The organism is Spirillospora sp. NPDC048824, from assembly GCF_043198455.1.
Lineage (GTDB): Bacteria > Actinomycetota > Actinomycetes > Streptosporangiales > Streptosporangiaceae > Spirillospora.
On record NZ_JBICUS010000011.1, the window covers coordinates 25,865 to 43,298 of the forward strand.

Below are 17,434 nucleotides of genomic sequence, written 5' to 3' on the forward strand. Positions count from 1 at the left end.
GAGCGCCTCGCCACGAATGGTGACCGGCCCCCGGGAAAACCCGGAAACCGATGCGAGCGGCAGAACCTATGTCATGTGACCTAAACAGCGCCGCGGTCCCGTGTGTCAATCGGGTTGTCGGACGGCATCCGGCTCGCGTGGGGGTTTCAGATGGTGGTGCGCAGTTCGTCCAGGAGCGGAGCGGAGGCGCCGGACCCCCGGGGCATCGTCACGCGGCAGGACTTCGCGCGGGAGCTGACGCTGCTGCGCGAGCGTGCGGGCCTGACGGTCCGGGACGTTGCGCGGGAGGCGGGGATACCGCAGGCGAGCGCGGGCGACTACTTCGCCGGGCGCCACCTGCCGCCGCTGAAGCCCGCGCGGCTCCCGGCGCTGCTGCGGGCGTGCGGGGTCGCCGACGCCGGGACGGTCGGGGCGTGGTTGGAGGCCCTGCGGAGGGTCCGGCGGAGCCCGGGGCGGCGCCCGGCGGTCGTCCCGTACCGGGGGCTGGCACGTTTCGAGACCGAGGACGCCGGCTGGTACTTCGGCCGCGAGGCGCTGACGTCGGTCCTGGTCGAGCGCGTGCGGGCGCTGGAGGGCAGGGGCGCGCTCGTGGTCGTCGGGCCGTCCGGCGCCGGAAAGTCGTCGCTGATCCGCGCCGGGATGATCCCCGCACTGCCCGAGGGGACGGAGGTCGCGCTCCGCACGGCCGGTGAGCTCGACGCGGACGACCTGGCCGGGCTGCGCGGGGCCGCGGACGGGGACGCGGTCGTGATCGTCGACCAGTTCGAGGACGTCTTCGCCGACCGCTCCGAGGCGGACGCTCAGGAGCTGGTCACCGCCCTGCTGGACCTGCCGGCCGTGGTGGTGCTGGCGCTGCGGGCCGACTTCTACGGCCGGGCGCTGCGGCATCCGGGCCTGGCCAGGGTCCTTCAGGCGGGCCAGGTGGTCGTCACTCCCATGAACGAGGACGAGCTGCGCCGCGCGATCGTGGCGCCGGCGCAGCGGGCCGGGCTGGAACTCGAACCCGGTCTGGCGGACCTGCTGCTGCGCGAGGTGAGCCCGGCGCCGGACGCGCGGGCCGGCGCCGCCCACGAGACGGGCACGCTGCCGCTGCTGTCGCACGCGCTGCTGTCGACGTGGGAGCGGCGCCGGCAGGGGATGCTGACGATCGCCGACTACCGCGGCAGCGGCGGGATCGAGGGCGCCGTCGCCGCCACCGCCGAGGAGGTCTACAGCGGCCTGGACGAGGCGGAGCGCGGCGTCGCCCGCAGGCTGTTCCTGCGGCTGGTCCACATCGCCGACGACACGGGGGTGACGCGCCGCCGCGTCGCGGAGCGGGAGCTCGGCGACGGGGTGCGCGACGTCCTCGACCGGTTCGTCCGGCAGCGGCTCGTCACCGCCCGCGCCGACGGCGTCGAGATCGCGCACGAGGCGCTGCTGTTCGCCTGGCCGCGGCTGCGCGCGTGGCTGGACGCCGACCGGGCCGGGCTGCGCACCCACCGGCGGGTCACGGCGGGGGCGCAGGCGTGGGAGGAGTCCGGACGCGATCCCGGCACCCTCATGCGCGGAGTGTGGCTCGCCGAGGGCGAGGAGCTGGCCGCGGATCCGCGGCGCGGCGGCGGCCTGAACGAGCCGGAACGCCGCTTCCTTGCCGCGTCGGCGGAGCAGCGGGACGCGGAGGCGCGCGCCGCGCGGCGGCTGGTCAGGCGCGGCCGCCGGCTGATCGCGGTGCTGTCGGCGGTGTCCTTGCTCGCCCTCGGGCTCACGGCCGTCACGCTGCGCCAGCGCCACTCCGCCGACCTGCAGCGGCATGCGGCGGACCTGCAGCGCGACATCGCGGTGTCCCGGCAGGTCGCGATCGAGTCGGCCAAGCTGCGCGGCAAGGACGTGGCGCTCGCCGGCCGGACCGCGCTCGCCGCGTACCGGGTGGCGCGCACGCCGGAGGCGCGGTCCAGCCTGCTGGAGGCCTACGCCGGCCCGGCGGCGACCCGGATCGCGGGCGCCCGCGGGATCCTGCAGGCGGTGGCCGTCACCGCGGACGGCCGCACCCTCGCGGCCGCGGGCGCCGACCGGGCGGTCCGGCTCTGGAACATCGCGGACCGGGGGCGCCCCGCGCCGATCGGTGCACCGCTGACCGGGCACCCCGACACGATCTACGGCGTCGCGTTCAGCCCGGACGGCGGGACGCTGGCCAGCGGGGGCGGCGGTGGCACGGTCCTGGTGCGGCCGCTCGGCGGCGCCGCGCGGCGGCTCACCGGGCCGCGCGACACCGTGTACGCGGTGGCGTTCGGCCCGGACGGCCGGACCCTCGTCGCGGCGAGCGCGGACGGCACCGTCCGCGCCTGGGACCTCGCCGCCCCGCAGCCGGGCGGCGGCCGCGTGCTGGCCGAGCGTCCCGCGGGCGCCCACAGCGTGGCGTTCAGCCCGGACGGCGGGACCCTCGCCGCCGGTTTCGCCGACGGGAGGATCCAGCTCATCGACATGGACCGCCGCGCACCCGCCGGCCGGCCGCTCCCGGCGGGCGACAGGACCGTGTACGGGCTCGCGTTCGGGCCCGGCGGCGGGATGCTCGCGGCGGGCGGCGCCGACGGGACGGTCCGGCTCTGGCGGATGGACGGCTCGTCGGCCGTCCCGTCCGGCCGGCCGCTGACGGGACCGGATCAATGGGTCAACGGGGTGGCCTTCGCGCCGGACGGCCGCTCCGTGGCGGCGGCGAGCTCCGACGGCCGGGTGCGGGTCTGGGACGCCGGCTCGCGGACGGTCACCGCGTCCCTGCCGCATCCGGGGCCGGTGACAGCCGTGACGTACCTGGGGCCGGGGCTGCTCGCCACCGCCGCGTCCGACGGCACGGCCCGGATCTGGGACGTTCCCGGGCCCGTCATCGAGGGACCGGACGGCGGCGTCTACACCGCCGCGCTGAGCCGCGACGGGCGCGTCCTCGCCCTGGCGGGGGCCGGCGGCACGGCCCGGCTGTGGTCGGTGGCCGACCCGCGCCATCCGGCCCCGCTCGGGCCGGTGATCGAGCGGGCGGCCGGGTCCGGCACCGCGTCCGGCGCCGCCGCGCTGAGCCCCGACGCCGCGACGCTCGCGATCGGCACGCGCGGCGGCGCGACACGGCTCTGGGACGTGCGCTCCCCGGCCCGTCCCACCGCGATCCCGGCCGCGCTCACCGGGCCGGACGACCTCGTCCAGGGGCTCACGTTCAGCCCGGACGGCCGTCTGCTCGCCGTCGCGAGCAACGACGGGAAGGTGTACCTGTGGGACGTCGGCGACCCGCGCGAGCCGGTGCGCACCGCCGAGCTCGCCGGCGCGGCCAACTACGCCTACCAGGCCGCGTTCAGCCCGGACGGCCGCACACTGGCCTACGGCACGGCGGGCGGGAGGGTCTTCCTCTGGGACGTCGCCGACGCCCGGCGCCCTGTCCGGCTGGGCCCGCCGCTGACCGGCCACGAGGGCTACGTGTTCGCGGTGGTGTTCGACCCGGGCGGCCGGACGCTCGCGACGGCGGGCGCCGACAACACGGTGATCCTGTGGGACGTCGCAGACCGGGCCCGCCCGCGTCCGCTCCCCCGGCGCCTGCGCGGCCCGGCCAACTACGTCTACTCGCTGGCCTACGGCCCGGACGGCATCCTCGCGGCGGCCGCCGGCGACGGCACCGCCTGGCTGTGGGACACCTCCGACCCGTCCGATCCGCGCACGCTGGCGACCCTCGCGGCTTCCGGCGAGTCCCTCTACATCGACGCCGCCGTCCCGGCCCGGCCGCTTCTCGTCACCGCCGGCGTGGGCCGCGAGGTGAAACTGTGGACCATGGACCCGGACGAGATCACCGCGCAGATCTGCGGCACGGGCGGGACCCCGGTCACCGAGGCCGAGTGGCGGCGCCATCTGCCGTCCACGCCCTTCGATCCACCCTGCCGGTGAGGCCGGATCATGGCGGTCCGCGCTAGAACTCGAAGCCGCCGGGACGGCCGTTGCGGTCGGCGATGAGGCCGGCGAGGGCCGCGATGGCGATCTCCGCCGGGGAGCGGGAGCCGATGTTGAGGCCGATCGGGCGGTGCACCCGGGCGATGTCCTCGGCGGGGACGCCCAGTTCGGTGAGGGCCGGGATGTGCGGGGCCGGATGCCGGGGGTTGCCCATCACGCCCACCCAGCGGACGGGCTGGGTCAGCACGTCCCGCAGGACGGGCCCCAGCTCGGGCCGGTGGTGGTCGGTGACGACGACGTCCGCGGTCGCGTCCAGGTGCGGCAGGTCCGCGGTCCCGTCCCGGTCCTTGTCGGGGTCGACGAGGAACGTGCGGTAGCCGAGGTCGGCGCCGTAGCGCAGCAGATGCTCCGCGACGGGGCCGGCGAACACCGCGACCAGCGTCCGCTCCGCCGCCGGTGCGGGGACGTCGCCGTGCGCGACGGCGCAGGAGGGGTCGTTCTCGTGCGGTGTGCCCATACCCGAAGTCTGCCCCGCGCAGCGGCGGCCGGTCCAGCGGGCCGCGCCCTTTACGGAAACCGGAGTTTCCCAAACGGGAACCCCTTCCTTCGGAACGGGTATGCCTGCACCCTAGACTGCACACCAACAGGCGGGCCTCGGGAGGGACCGTGATCGCGAGACCGGAGGGCGGCCCCCGCGTCGTGGTGGGGGTCGACGACTCCGCGGGCGCCCGGTGCGCCCTGTCGTGGGCGATCGGGGAGGCGCGGCTGCGGAGGCTGCCGCTGCTGGTGGCGCACGCCGCGCCGCTTCCGCCGCACGTGTCGGCGGCCGGGCAGCTCGGCTGCGGCATCACCGAGGCGCTGCGCGGCTCGGGCGCGGAGCTGATCGCCCGGGTCCTCTCGGACGTGAGCGACGGCCCCCCGGACGGTGTGGAGATGTCGGCCCTGGCGCTGGTCGGCGAGCCGGGCGCGGCACTGGTGCGGCTCGCGGGCGACGACGACATCCTCGTCGTCGGGCACGGGACGCGGGGCCCGTTCTCGCGGCTGCTGCGGCCGTCGGTCCGGCTGCACTGCGCCCGCCGCGCCCGCGCGACGCTGGTGTGCGTCAGCGCGCCCGCGTTCGACACGCTGCTGGAGCGCCTGGCCGCGTACGACGAGTCCCCCGGTCACGTGCCGGGATCCCGGTTCCGCCGGCTGGGCCGCCGCCTGCGTCTCCCGCTGTGATCTCCCCACCAGAATCTCCCCGCCAGAATCTCGCCACCGGCACCTCGCCATCGGCGCCGCATCGCCCGCATAGGCTTCCGGTATGCGCAAGTACGTCATCATCGGCGCGATCGGCAGCGGCAAGGGAACGCAGTCGGCGCTGCTCGCGCGCGATCTGGACATCGTGCACATCAGCGTCGGCGACATCTTCCGGTGGCATGTCAAGAGCCACACCAAGCTCGGCGCGCAGGTGCGGCGCATCATGGGGGCCGGTGAGCTGGTCGGCGACGACCTGGTGGAGGGCGTCGTCCGTCAGCGGCTCGACCAGCACGACTGGAACTACGGGTTCGTCATCGACGGGTTCCCGCGCAGCCGGAGGCAGACCGAGTTCTTCCTGGAGAGCTACGACATCGACGGCGTGATCCATCTCGACCTGCCGGACGAGGAGGTCCGCCGCCGTGTCCTGGCCCGCCGGCTCTGCGCCGGGTGCGGGATGGACTACAACCTGATCGCGGACCGTCCCACCGAGGACGGGCGCTGCGACGTGTGCGGCGGCGAGCTGGTCGCGCGCGAGGACGACACGGAGGAGGCCCTCGCCGAGCGGCTGCGGCTGTACCACGACAAGACCGACCCGATCCTGGACCTGTTCGGCCGCAAGGAGTACGTGGTCACCGTGGACGCGCGGCCCGGGATCGACGAGGTGCAGCGGACGCTCCGCGACAGGCTCCGGCTGCCGATGCCGCGGTGACCGGCGGCCGCGCCGGGCGGCCCCGCGCGCGGACGCGCGGAGCCGCCGGTCCTCCGGGCCTCAGGCCGGGGGCAGGTCGACCAGGGCGGCCAGGGCGGCCCGGTGGTGGCCGGGCGTGCCGAGGGCGATGGAGTCGGCCTTGGCCCGCTTCAGGTACAGGTGCGCCGGGTGCTCCCAGGTGAAGCCGATGCCACCGTGCATCTGCACGCACTCCTCGGCGGCCTTGAGCGCGACGGCCGAGCAGTGCGCCTGAGCGACCGCGACGGCGATCGCCGTGTCGCCGTCACCCGCCTCCGTCCGGGGTGACGGCCCCCCGGCCGCCCCGGCGAAGGCGCTGGAGGCGACGCACGATGCCGCGTGGCGGGCGACCGCGCGGGCCTGGGTGACCGACGTCCACAGGTCGGCGAGGCGGTGCTTGAGGCCCTGGTAGGAGCCGACCGGCCGGCCGAACTGGTAGCGCGTCTTCACGTAGGCGACGGTGTCGTCCAGGCACCGCTCGGCGAGCCCGAGCTGCTCGGACGCCAGCATCGCGGCACCGGTCAGCAGGGCGGCGCGGACGGCGCCCGTCCCCTCGGCGACGCGGCGCGCGGGCGCACCGGAGAGGGCGATGTCGGCGAGGCGGCGCGTCATGTCCAGGGACGTCACGGCGGTGCGGCGGACGCCGGCGGCGTCCACCGCGTAGAGGCCGTCGCCGGCCGGGACCAGGAACACGTCGGCGGCCGTCCCGTCGGCGACGCTGGTGACCGTGCCGGTCACCGCACCGTCCTCGACCCGGACGGTCGCGCCGGCGTCACCGGGGGCGGTGCTGAACGGCACGGCGAGCACGGCGATCCGCTCGCCGGACGCCATCCCCGCCAGCAGGTCGCGCTCCCCCGCGGCCAGCAGCGCGGCCGTCGCGATCACGGAGCTGCTCAGGAACGGGACGGGTGCGGCGAAGCGGCCCAGCTCCTCCATGACGACGGCGGTCTCGCGCCAGGTGGCGCCGGCGCCGCCGAGGTCCTCGGGAACGGGCAGCCCCGCGCAGCCGAGCTGGGCGGCGACGGCCCGCCACAGCGCCGCGTCGTACGGCTCGTCCTTCTCGGTCCCGGCGAGGACGGACGTCCAGGGCGCCTTGTCGTCGAGGACTTCGCGGACGCTCGCGCGCAGGTCGTTCTCGATCTCGCTGTACAGCAGGTCGCTCACTTGGGGAGGTCCTTCCACGCCACGTCCTTGTCGACCCGGATCTCGCCGGGCAGGCCCAGCACGCGCTCGGCGATGATGTTGCGCAGGATCTCCGAGGTGCCGCCCTCGATGGAGTTGCCCTTGGCGCGCAGGTAGCGGTAGCCGGGCGAGCGGCGGGTGAAGTCGACCTCGGTCGGCCGGCGCATGGTCCAGTCGTCGTAGCGCAGGCCGTCCTCGCCGAGCAGCTCCAGCTCCAGGCCGGACACCTGCTGGTTGAGTTCGGCGAACGCCAGCTTGGCGCCCGAGCCCTCCGGGCCGGGCTGCCCGGCGGTGAGCTGCTGGCGCAGCCGCTCCCCGGTGAGCCGGGCCGCCTCGGTCCGCACCCAGGCGCGCAGGACCGAGTCGTGCAGGCCGGGGGTGCGCAGTTCGGGGCGGTCGCGCCACAGGGCGGCGACCACGCCGATCATGCCGCTCTCGCGCGGCGCGGCGGCGCCGCCGATGGCGACGCGCTCGTTCATCAGCGTCGTGGTGGAGACCCGCCACCCCTGCCCGACCTCGCCGAGCCGGTGCTCGTCGGGGATCCGCACGTCGGTGAGGAAGACCTCGTTGAACTCGGCCTCACCGGTGATCTGCCGCAGCGGCCGGACCTCGACGCCCGGCGCGGTCATGTCGCAGACGAAGTAGGTCATGCCGCGGTGCTTGGGGACGTCCGGATCGGTGCGGGTGACGAGGATCGCCCAGCGCGCCTCGTGGGCCATGGACGTCCAGACCTTCTGGCCGTTGACCGTCCAGGCGTCGCCGTCGCGGACGGCTCGGGTGGCGAGCGCGGCGAGGTCGGAGCCCGCGCCGGGCTCGCTGAACAGCTGGCACCACAGTTCTTCGCCGGTCCACAGGGGACGCAGGAAGCGCCGCTTCTGCTCCTCGGTGCCGAACGCGAGGATCGTCGGCGCGGCCATCCCGAGGCCGATGCCGTTGCGTTGGGGGTGGTTGGAAGGCGCGCCGGCCTTGGCGAACCGCCGGTCGACGGCGGGCTGCAGGGCGCGCGGGGCACCGAGCCCGCCGAGCCCCTCGGGGTAGTGGACCCAGGCGAGTCCGGCGTCGAACCGGGCCCGCAGGAACTCCAGGGGCTCGGTGGCGGAGGGGTCGTGCGCGGCGAGGAACCCGCCGACCCGCCTCTCCAGCTCGTCGGCGTCGGGTGGTGCTGTGCTCACAGGGCGTACCTCCGCGCGGCGACGGGTGGCGGCCGGGCCACCCGCACTGGGACATACCAACCGGTCGGTATGGTCCGTCCACCCTAGAAACCTCCGGGAGGCGAGTCAACCGCCGTCGCGCCCCAGCTCACGGCCGAGCCGGGGATGACCGCCGTTCGGCCGCCGGGAGACGGCTCGGGCGCCGGCGGATCCGGACATGTCCCCCTCGACTACAATCGGAGTAGCTGCTCCGCATGGGAGAACTCGGGGTCCGGCAACCGGGGGGAGGCCGCGATGACATCGTCCGCGTCCGGGAGGCCGCTGCGCGCCGACGCCCTGCGCAACCGCGCCAAGGTCCTCGCCGCGGCCGAGGAGGTCTTCGCCGTCCGGGGGACCTCCGCCTCCACCGAGGAGGTCGCACGGGAGGCGGGCGTCGGGATCGGCACGGTGTTCCGGCACTTCCCCACCAAGGAGTCGCTGCTGGAGGCCGTCCTGGTCGCGCTGCTGGAGCGGCTCGCCGCGGAGGCCCGGGAACTGCGGTCCGCCGGCGACGCCGGCGCCGCGTTCTTCGGGTTCTTCGCCCGCGTGGTGTCGCAGGCGGCGGCCAAGCGGGCCGTGACCGAGGCGCTGGCCGAGGCCGGCGTCGACGCCCGCGCGGCCACCGGCACCGCCGGGCCGGGGCTGAAGGCCGCCCTCGGGACGCTCCTCGAACGGGCGCAGGAGGCCGGGGCCGTCCGCGCCGACGTGGGCGCGGGCGAGGTCATGGCGCTGCTGACGGGCATGTCCTATGCGGCCGGGCGCGCCGGGGCCGGCGAGGACGTCCTCAGGATCGCCTTCGACGGCCTGCGCCCCCGCCCGGATCAGGGGGATGCGGATCAGACGGGTGCGGATTCGAGCGGGACGTGAGCGTCCGGCTCAGGCCGCGACGCGCAGGTAGTGCGCCCAGTAGCCCTGCCAGCGCCCGTACCGGGCGGCGAGCCTCCGCAGGTCCGCGTCGGTGACCGCCCTGCCGTAGGCGCGGGACGCCGCGTCCCGCAGCGACCACTCCACCGGTGTCTCCTCCATCCTCCCGAGCCCGCGGATGAGGATGAAGCCGGCCGACCAGGGGCCGATGCCGGGCAGGCCGAGCAGGAAGGCCTTGACCTCCCCGAACGGGCCGTCGCGCAGGAAACCCTCGTCGACCTCACGCCACGCGCGCACCGCGCCGTACAGGTGGCCGCCCTTGCGCCGGTTGCCGACCAGTTCCGCGACGCGCGTCTCCGGGAGGCTCGCGAGCTGCTCGGCGTCGGGGAACGCCGTGTGCGCGGTTCCGTCCACGACGAGGGTGTTGCCGAACTCCCCGGCCAGGGCCCGCTTGCCGTTCGCGGCTGCGGCGATGGGGGTGCGCTGCGACAGGATCGCCCACGCCAGGTTCTCCACCGGGGTGGGGAACTTGACGTGGTGGTATCCGTGCAGGCGGCCGATGACGGGCGCGAAACCGGGGTCGTCGCGCCCGCGGAGGTAGAACTCGGCGAGGTCGTCGTCCAGGCTCAGGTGGAAGCGGACCCGGTCGGCGGCCGCGGCGACGTCGTCCGGTGCGAGCGGCCCGTCGGCGTGCAGGGTGACCCGCACGCCGTCTCCGGCCTGGACGACCCGGGCGACGACCGTCCGGCCGCGGGCGCGCAGGGCCTTGGTCAGCGTCCCGTCCTCGACCGCCTGCTCACCGGATGTCGGCGGGAAACCGCGGACGAAGCGGAGCGCCGGGCCGAGGTCGAACGGCGGCGCCGCGGGCAGGTCGATGGTCTCGGTGAACATGAGCGCACACTATCCACCGGCCGTGACATCGCCCGGGTGAGCGTCAGGAGGCCAGTTCGGCGGGGAGGCCGGCGCGGTGCAGGACCGTCAGCGACGTGACCGCGCGGGTCAGCACGACGTACAGGCGGGCGAGGCCGCGCGTCTCGGCGGCGGCGATCGCGGCGGGCTCCGCGACGATCACGTGGTCGTACTCCAGTCCCTTGGCGAGCGTCGCCGGGACGACGAGCAGGCGGGCGTCGCCGTCGGAGTCCGGTCCGAGGACGGTGTGCTCCAGCCCGGCCGCGTCCAGCGCCGCCGCGTACCCGGCCGCCGCGGCGTCGGGCACGATCAGGCCGGCGGAGCCGGGGCGGGCGAGTGCCTCGCGGGCGGCCTCGACGGCGGCGGCGGCCAGGTCGGGGACGCGCCGCACCTCCAGGGCGCCCGCTCCGGGACGCAGCGAGCGCGGCCGGTCCAGGCCGGGCGCGACGTGCGGGAGCAGGCGGGCGGCGTAGTCGAGGACGGTCCCGGGGACGCGGAAGCCGAGGGTCAGCTCGGTGACGTCGCCTTCCTGCCCGAGGTGGGCGAGAACCTCTTTCCAGGACCGCGCGGACCAGGCGGTCGTGCCCTGGGCGAGGTCGCCGAGGACGGTCGCCGAGCCCGTCGCGCAGCGGCGGCCGAGGGCGCGCAGCTGCATCGCGGACAGGTCCTGTGCCTCGTCCACGATCAGGTGGCCGAGTGAGGCGGTGCGCTCGATGAGGTCGTGCAGCTCGTCGAGGAGCGCGCGGTCGGCGGCGGTCCACCTGGCCGAGCGGTGCGACCTGGCGGGCCCGGCCCACCTGATCGCGGCCTGCTCGTCCTCGTCCAGGACGCCCTTCGCCGCCTTCCGCAGGAAGCCGGCGTCCGACAGCAGCCGGTGCAGGACCTGCTCGGGCGTGACCTTCGGCCACACGGCGTCGAGGACCCGCTTGACCGGCCTGCTCCGCGCCACCTGGTCCTGGACGCGGTCGTCGGGCGCCTCCCCGCGGCGTTCCATTCGCACGAGGATCTGGTGGGCGAGGCGTTGCGCGAACGCGGCGCGGCCGCTGCCATAGCGGGTGGTGCCGCGCAGCGCGGCGGCGATCTCCCGGACCTCGTGGTCGGCGAGCCGGTAGCGGGCGGCGCCCCGGGCGACGACGAGGCCCTCCTCGGGCTTGGTGACGTGCAGCCACAGCGCCTTGCGGAGCACGTCGGCCATGCGCGCCTCGCCCTTGGCGGCGGACACCGCCGCCGGTTCCTCCCCGGTGGGCGGGCCGAGCAGGTCGTCGATCGTGGCCTGCTCGGCCTTGACCTCTCCGAGGGCGGGCAGGACCGCCGAGATGTAGGCGAGGAACGCCCGGTTGGGCCCGACGATGAGGACCCCGGACCGCGACAGCCGCTCGCGGTGCGTGTACAGGAGGTAGGCGGCGCGGTGCAGGCCGACGGCCGTCTTGCCGGTGCCGGGCGCGCCCTGCACGCACACGGTGCGGGGCAGGTCCGCGCGGACGATCACGTCCTGGTCCGGCTGGATCGTGGCGACGATGTCGCGCATCGGCCTGGTGCGGGGACGCTCGATCTCCTCGGTCAGGATCCGGGACGGGCCGATCTCGCCGCCGTCCAGGGGCTCGTCCTCGAACGCGGTCAGCTCACCGGCCTGGAACCCGAACCGGCGCCGCAGCCGCCACCCCATGGGGTCGGCGGGCCCGGCCTGGTAGAACGCCCGCGACACGGGCGCGCGCCAGTCCAGGACGAGCGGCCGGCCCTCGTCGCCGTCGTGGACGTGGCGGCGCCCCACGTACATGATCGCGGGCAGGTCGGGTTCGCCCTCGCCGGCGCGGTCCATGCGCCCGAAGAACAGCGGCGTGCCGGGATGGTCGGCGAGCGCCGCGACGCGCCGGTCGAGCAGCGACTCCAGGAACTGCCTGGACACCCGGTCCGCCGCGACGTCGGCGGACAGGCTCTGCGCATGCTCGCGCATCCGGCGCAGCGCGGCGCGGGACTCGGCCAGATGGGCGCGTTCGGCGGCCAGGACGGTGGACTCGGCGGGCATGCGGGCAGACCTCCGGCAGCGAGAGGTGAGTGGGGGCAAACCCACCACCTTACCCGCCCTCACGGCAGCGGGGGCAGCGGACGCCGGTGAAGCCAGGCGGAGAAGAGGTCGTCCAGCGGGCGGCCGGCGCCGCGGGCGGCGAGCGCGGTGAAGTCCTCGGTGGTCACCGAGCCGTGGCGGTGCCCGGCCGTCCACTCGCGCAGGGTCCGGAAGAACGCGTCGTCGCCGGTCGTGCGCCGCAGCGCGTGCAGCGTGAGCGCGCCGCGCTTGTAGACGTAGTCGTCGAAGAGGTGCCGCGGCCCGGGATCGGCGAGCACGAGGTCCTGGGATTCCCTGGCCAGCCGCGCGTGCCATCGGCGGGCGTGCTCGGCCGCGGGCGCCCCGCCCGACCTCTCCGACCACAGCCATTCGGCGTAGGAGGCGAAGCCCTCGTGCAGCCAGATGTCCCGCCAGTGCGCCACCGTCAGGCTGTTGCCGAACCACTGGTGCGCCAGTTCGTGCGCGACGAGCTGCTCCTCGCCCCGTTCCCCGTCGAGATGGTTCGCCCCGAAGATCGACATTCCCTGCGCCTCGACGGGGATCTCCAGCTCGTCGTCGGCGACCACGACCGTGTACGCGCCGAAGGGGTAGGGGCCGAACAGCTCGGAGAACGCCTCGATCATCTGCCCCTGGCGACCCAGGTCGTGCAGCACCCGCCGTTCCCGCGCCGCGGGGAAGTGGACGTGCTGTGGGACGTGGCCGTCCAGTTCCACGGACCGGTACCGCCCGATCTGGACGCTCGCCAGGTAGGTCGCGGTCGGCTCGTCCTGCTCGTACACCCAGACGGTGTTCGCGCCGGCGCGGCGCCTGCCGGTGAGCCGGCCGTTCGCGACGACGGTGTAGGCGGACGCCGTGGTGACCGTGATCCGGTAGCGGGCCTTGTCGCCGGGCCGGTCGTTGCAGGGGAACCACGACGGCGCGCCGGTCGGCTGCCCCGCCACGATCGATCCGTCGGTCAGCTGCTCCCAGCCGAGCCCGCCCCAGTGGCTGCGGACGGGCGACGGGTTGCCGGTGTAGCGGACCTCCACGGTGAACGCGCCCGGGCCGGCGGGGCGCGCGGGCGTCACGGTCAGCCTGCCGCGCCGGTGCCGGAACCGCGCCGGGCTCCCGTCCACCAGGACCCTGCCGATGCGGAACGGCCCGAGGTCGAGCGCGAACCGGTCGAGCCGCGCGCCGGCCGACGCCGACAGCCGCGCGGTGGCGCCGAGCCGGTTGGGGCCGACCCGGTAGTCCAGTTCGAGGTCGTAGGCGCCGACGGAGTAGCCGTCGTCGCCGTGGCCGGGGAAGTACGGGGCGGGGCGGGTGTTCACGGACGGTGGGGTCCCTCGGGTCGTCGTTCGGTGTCGTCCCGGCCGGTGCCGCCCGGGGTCCAGGCCGCGATCGGGTTGCCCAGCCACCGGGTGCCGGCGGGCAGCTGCTCGCCGCGCATCACCAGGGACGCGGGTCCGACCGTGGTGCCCGCCCCGACCGAGGCCGCGGGAAGGATCACCCCGTTGGAGCCTAGCGTCGCGCCGCGCTCCAGCACGACCGCGCCGACCCGCATGATCCGGTCGTGGAACAGGTGGGTCTGCAGTACGCAGCCCTGGTTGACGCACGCGCCGTCGCCGAGCCGGACGAGGTCGGCCTCCGGGAGCCAGTACGTGGCGCACCAGACGCCGCGTCCGATGCGGGCGCCGAGCGAGCGGAGCCAGAGGTTGAGCGGGGCGGTGCCGAGCCACGGCTCGGCGAACCACGGCGCCGCGAGGACCTCGACGAAGTTGTCGGCCAGCTCGTTGCGCCAGACGAACGAGCTCCACAGGGCCCGGTTCCCGGGCGTGATCCGTCCGACGAGCGCCCATTTCGCCGCGGTCGCGACGGCCGCGGCGAGGACGCCGGCGGCGGTGAGGACGAGCCCCGACAGGAGCGCGGCGACGCCGAACCCGCGGGCGGCGGCGAGACCTACGAGGGCGGCGGCGGCCAGGACGCCGACCGCGACGGTGCACATCGCCGGCACGACGCGGCACGCCTCGACCGCCGCCCGCGCCGCCCTGAGCCGGCGGGGCGGCCGGTACGTGCGGGCCTGGTCGGCGGTGTCGGCCCTGCGGTTCAGCCGCACCGGCGGCATGCCGAGGTAGGACGCGCCCGCCTCGGCCTTCTTCGGCGCCGCCGACAGGACGCCGATCAGGCCGCCCTTGGGGACCTTGCGGCCGGGGCCCGTCATCCCCGAGTTGCCGAGGAACGCGCGCTCGCCGATGCGGGCCCGCGCGATCCGCATCCGCCCGCCGCCCAGTTCATAGGCCGCGACCATCGTGTCGTCGGCGAGGAACGCCCCGTCGTCGACGGAGGTCATGGTGGGCAGCGCGAGGACGGTCGAGGCCTCCACGTCCCGGCCGACGCTCATGCCGAGGGCGCGCAGCCACGTGGGCGTGAGGACGCTGGCGTACAGCGGGAAGAGCCATACGCGCGCCGTCCCCATCAGCCGGCTCGTGGCCCACGCCTGCCATGCCTGGCGGCTGTGCACCGGGTGCTCGCCTTCGCGCAGCCCGAGGCCCAGGAGCCGCACGCAGACCAGGGTGATCGACGCGAACGCGGTCATGCCCGCGAGCGTGGCCAGGGGCACCGAGAGCAGGGCCGCCGCCAGGGCGCCGCCCAGGCTCGCCGTGCCGTGCACGAAGAAGCCGAGGACGGCCAGCCCGGGTACCGCCGCGATCAGCGGCAGCAGGCCCAGCCCGAGCGCGGACACCGCGTACGCCAGCGTCCAGCGGCGGCGCCTCGGCGGCCGGACGGTGTCGCCGTGCCGCTTGACCTTGCCCTTGCGGACGGCGGGGGCGCCCGCCCAGCGCTGCCCGGCCGGGACCCGGCCGGTCACCGCCGCGCCCGCCGCGACGTGCGCCTTCTTCCCGACGCGGGCGCCGGGGAACAGCACGGCCCGCGCCCCGACGACGGCGCCGGCGCCGACGCGGATCTCACCGACGTGCAGGACGTCGCCGTCCAGCCAGTGTCCGCTGAGGTCGGCCTCGGGTTCGATCGCCGCCCCGCGCCCGAGCCAGAGCATGCCGGTCACGGGCGGCGGGGAGTGCAGGTCGACGTCGGCGCCGATCCGGGCGCCGAGCGCGCGGGCGTAGAAGGCGAACCAGGGCGCGGCCGACAGTTCGGCGGCGCCGAGGCGGGCGGCGAGCTGCTCGGCCGTCCACAGCCGCAGGTGGACGGCGCCGCCCCGCGGATGGGCGCCGGGCCGCAGCCCGCGCAGCAGGAGCCGCGCGCCGGCGGCGGCCAGGGCCATCCTGCCGGGCGGCGCGACGAACAGCGTCGCGCCCGCGAGCACGGCCCACCATGACACGCCCGGCACCCACGGGAACGCGGCCGGGGCGTAGCGGGCGGCGAGGTTGCCGAGGGCGGCCAGGCCGACGGCCCACCGCATCGCGCCGAGCGTCAGCAGCGGGATCATCAGCAGCGCCTGGACGGCGGACGCCCGTACCGGCACCGGCCGCACGGCGCGCGCGGGCGCCGGCTCCGCTGCCGCGCCCAGCGGCTCCCCGTCTCCGAGGTGGGCGGCGAGGCCGCGCAGTGTCGGGTTCTCGTAGACGTCTCCGACGGCCGCGGACGGATGGCGCGGCCGCAGGGCCGACACCAGCCGCGCCGCCGCGAGGCTGCCGCCGCCGAGTTCGAAGAAGTCCGCGCCGGGGGCGGCCGGGGCCTCCCCCAGCACTTCGGCCCACCTGGCCGCCAGCCACTCCTCGGCACCGCTGAGCGGTTCCGCGTCCGGGTCCGTGTCCCTGTCCGCCGCGTCCGGGTCGCCCGCCGCGGGCATCGGCCAGGGCAGCGCGTCCCGGTCGACCTTCCCGGACGTCCGCGTGGGAAGCGTCTCCACGCAGACCAGGCGCGGCACCAGCGCGGCCGGGAGCACCTCCCTCAGCCGGTCGCGCGCCCCGGCCGGGTCGAATCCGTCCCCGGTGACGAGGTAGCCGACGAGGAGCCGGTGACCGGCCGGGGTCGCGCGGACCGCGGCGGCGGCGCCGGTCACGCCGGGCAGGGCCTGGAGCGCCGCGTCGACCTCGCCGAGCTCGATCCGGCGGCCGCCCAGTTTGATCTGGTCGTCGGCGCGGCCGACGAAGACGAGGCCGGCCGGGTCGGCCTGGACGAGGTCTCCGCTGCGGTAGGCGCGGTCCCAGCCGAGGGACGGCAGCGGCGCGTACTTCTCGGCGTCCTTGGCGGGGTCGAGGTAGCGGGCGAGGCCGACGCCGCCGATGACGAGCTCGCCGGTCTCGCCGGGGGCGACCGGGGCGCCGGCGGGGTCGACGACGGCGAGGTCCCAGCCGTCCAGCGGGAGGCCGATCCGGACGGGGCCGGCGCCGCCGAGCGGGGCGGCGCAGGCGACGACGGTCGCCTCGGTGGGCCCGTAGGTGTTCCAGACCCGGCGTCCGGGGACGGCCAGGCGCGCGGCCAGCTCGGGCGGGCACGCCTCGCCGCCGAAGATCAGCAGCCGGATGCCGTCGAGGGTCTCGGGGGGCCACAGCGCCGCGAGCGTCGGGACGGTCGACACGACCGTGATGCCCCGCCCGGCGAGCCAGGGGCCGAGGTCGGCGCCGGTGCGCACGAGCGAGCGCGGCGCGGGCACCAGGCAGGCGCCGTGCCGCCAGGCCAGCCACATCTCCTCGCAGGACGCGTCGAACGCCACCGACAGTCCGGCAAGGACGCGGTCGGACTCGTGCGCCGGGAACAGCCGCGCCTCGGCGTCCACGAACGCCGCGGCCGCGCGGTGCGGGACGGCCACGCCCTTGGGCCGGCCCGTCGAGCCGGACGTGAAGATGATCCAGGCGTCGTCGCCGGGTTCCGGGCGGCCGGTGCGGCCCCCGGGAACCGCGCGGAGGGCGACCTCCCGGTGCTCTCCGATGACCGCGCAGACGCCGGCCTCGCCGAAGACCGCCGCGGCGCGCCCGGCCGGGTCGTCCGCGTCGACCGGGACGTAGGCGGCGCCCGCGGTGAGGACGGCGAGGATCGCGATGTACAGGTCCGCGGTGCCCGAGGGGACGCGGACGCCGACCCGGTCGCCGCGTCCGATCCCCGCCTGCTCCAGTTCCTTGGCGAGGACGGCGACCTCGGCGCGCAGGCCCTCGTAGTCGAGGCGGGTGGAGCCGTCGTCCAGCGCGGGCGCGTACGGGTGGCGGAGCGCGGTCGCGTCCAGGACGTCCAGGAGGGTGCGCTCGGGAGGCGCGCTCCGCGACCGGTAGACGGCGTGCTCGGATTCGGCCGTGGCACCTGAAAGACGAAGTGGACGCAACATTCCCCCGGTGTCCAGGCGGCCGGCGGCCGCTACGTCCGGGGCACCGTGTCGTCGCTCCGTCCCACCGGAGCCGGTGCGCCCTCGCCGCCGGG

At 76.1% G+C, this 17,434-nt stretch carries 11 protein-coding genes; 4 read left to right on the forward strand and 7 right to left on the reverse strand.

What is annotated here, in order from left to right:
* Positions 1-150 precede the first annotated feature (150 nt).
* The gene (locus ACGFIS_RS22310) at positions 151-3,900 is read left to right on the forward strand and encodes a helix-turn-helix domain-containing protein (RefSeq protein WP_392906727.1); all 3,750 of its coding nucleotides are present in this window, start codon (positions 151-153) and stop codon (positions 3,898-3,900) included.
* A 22-nt stretch (positions 3,901-3,922) separates the two neighbouring features.
* On the opposite strand, the gene ACGFIS_RS22315 is transcribed toward ACGFIS_RS22310, so the two are convergent.
* Complete coding sequence (locus ACGFIS_RS22315; RefSeq protein WP_392906729.1) at positions 3,923-4,420, reverse strand: XdhC family protein; 498 nt, start codon at positions 4,418-4,420, stop codon at positions 3,923-3,925.
* 149 nt (positions 4,421-4,569) lie between these two features.
* On the opposite strand from ACGFIS_RS22315, the gene ACGFIS_RS22320 reads away from it, so the two are divergent.
* Together ACGFIS_RS22320 and ACGFIS_RS22325 are read left to right on the forward strand one after the other, a co-directional pair.
* A complete protein-coding gene (locus ACGFIS_RS22320) occupies positions 4,570-5,124 on the forward strand; it encodes a universal stress protein (RefSeq protein ID WP_392906730.1) in 555 nt (184 codons plus the stop codon).
* A gap of 82 nt (positions 5,125-5,206) precedes the next feature.
* Positions 5,207-5,851, forward strand: a complete 645-nt coding sequence (locus tag ACGFIS_RS22325; RefSeq protein WP_392906731.1) for an adenylate kinase family protein — start codon at positions 5,207-5,209, stop codon at positions 5,849-5,851.
* A 60-nt stretch (positions 5,852-5,911) separates the two neighbouring features.
* Here the strand turns inward: ACGFIS_RS22325 and ACGFIS_RS22330 are convergent, their stop codons facing one another.
* Positions 5,912-7,033, reverse strand: coding sequence for an acyl-CoA dehydrogenase family protein (locus ACGFIS_RS22330; RefSeq protein ID WP_392906732.1), 1,122 nt, complete (start codon positions 7,031-7,033; stop codon positions 5,912-5,914).
* Positions 7,030-8,223 carry an acyl-CoA dehydrogenase family protein gene (locus tag ACGFIS_RS22335; protein WP_392906733.1) on the reverse strand — a complete coding sequence of 398 codons (1,194 nt, stop codon included), beginning with the start codon at positions 8,221-8,223 and terminating at the stop codon, positions 7,030-7,032. Before ACGFIS_RS22335 ends, ACGFIS_RS22330 begins: the two co-directional genes overlap by 4 nt.
* 273 nt (positions 8,224-8,496) lie before the next feature.
* Here ACGFIS_RS22335 and ACGFIS_RS22340 point away from each other — a divergent pair, with 273 nt between their 5' ends.
* The gene (locus ACGFIS_RS22340; RefSeq protein ID WP_392906734.1) at positions 8,497-9,108 is read left to right on the forward strand and encodes a TetR/AcrR family transcriptional regulator; all 612 of its coding nucleotides are present in this window, start codon (positions 8,497-8,499) and stop codon (positions 9,106-9,108) included.
* A gap of 9 nt (positions 9,109-9,117) precedes the next feature.
* Here ACGFIS_RS22340 and ACGFIS_RS22345 read toward each other — a convergent pair whose 3' ends face one another.
* From ACGFIS_RS22345 to ACGFIS_RS22360, 4 genes are read right to left on the reverse strand one after another with little or no spacing between them, the layout of a single operon-like run.
* Complete coding sequence (locus tag ACGFIS_RS22345) at positions 9,118-9,996, reverse strand: DNA-3-methyladenine glycosylase family protein (RefSeq protein WP_392906735.1); 879 nt, start codon at positions 9,994-9,996, stop codon at positions 9,118-9,120.
* Between the two features lie 43 nt (positions 9,997-10,039).
* Positions 10,040-12,040, reverse strand: coding sequence for a HelD family protein (locus tag ACGFIS_RS22350; protein ID WP_392972334.1), 2,001 nt, complete (start codon positions 12,038-12,040; stop codon positions 10,040-10,042).
* 59 nt (positions 12,041-12,099) lie between these two features.
* Positions 12,100-13,389, reverse strand: a complete 1,290-nt coding sequence (locus tag ACGFIS_RS22355; RefSeq protein WP_392906738.1) for a M1 family metallopeptidase — start codon at positions 13,387-13,389, stop codon at positions 12,100-12,102.
* Positions 13,386-17,342, reverse strand: coding sequence for a Pls/PosA family non-ribosomal peptide synthetase (locus ACGFIS_RS22360; RefSeq protein WP_392972336.1), 3,957 nt, complete (start codon positions 17,340-17,342; stop codon positions 13,386-13,388). Before ACGFIS_RS22360 ends, ACGFIS_RS22355 begins: the two co-directional genes overlap by 4 nt.
* Positions 17,343-17,434: the final 92 nt, after the last annotated feature.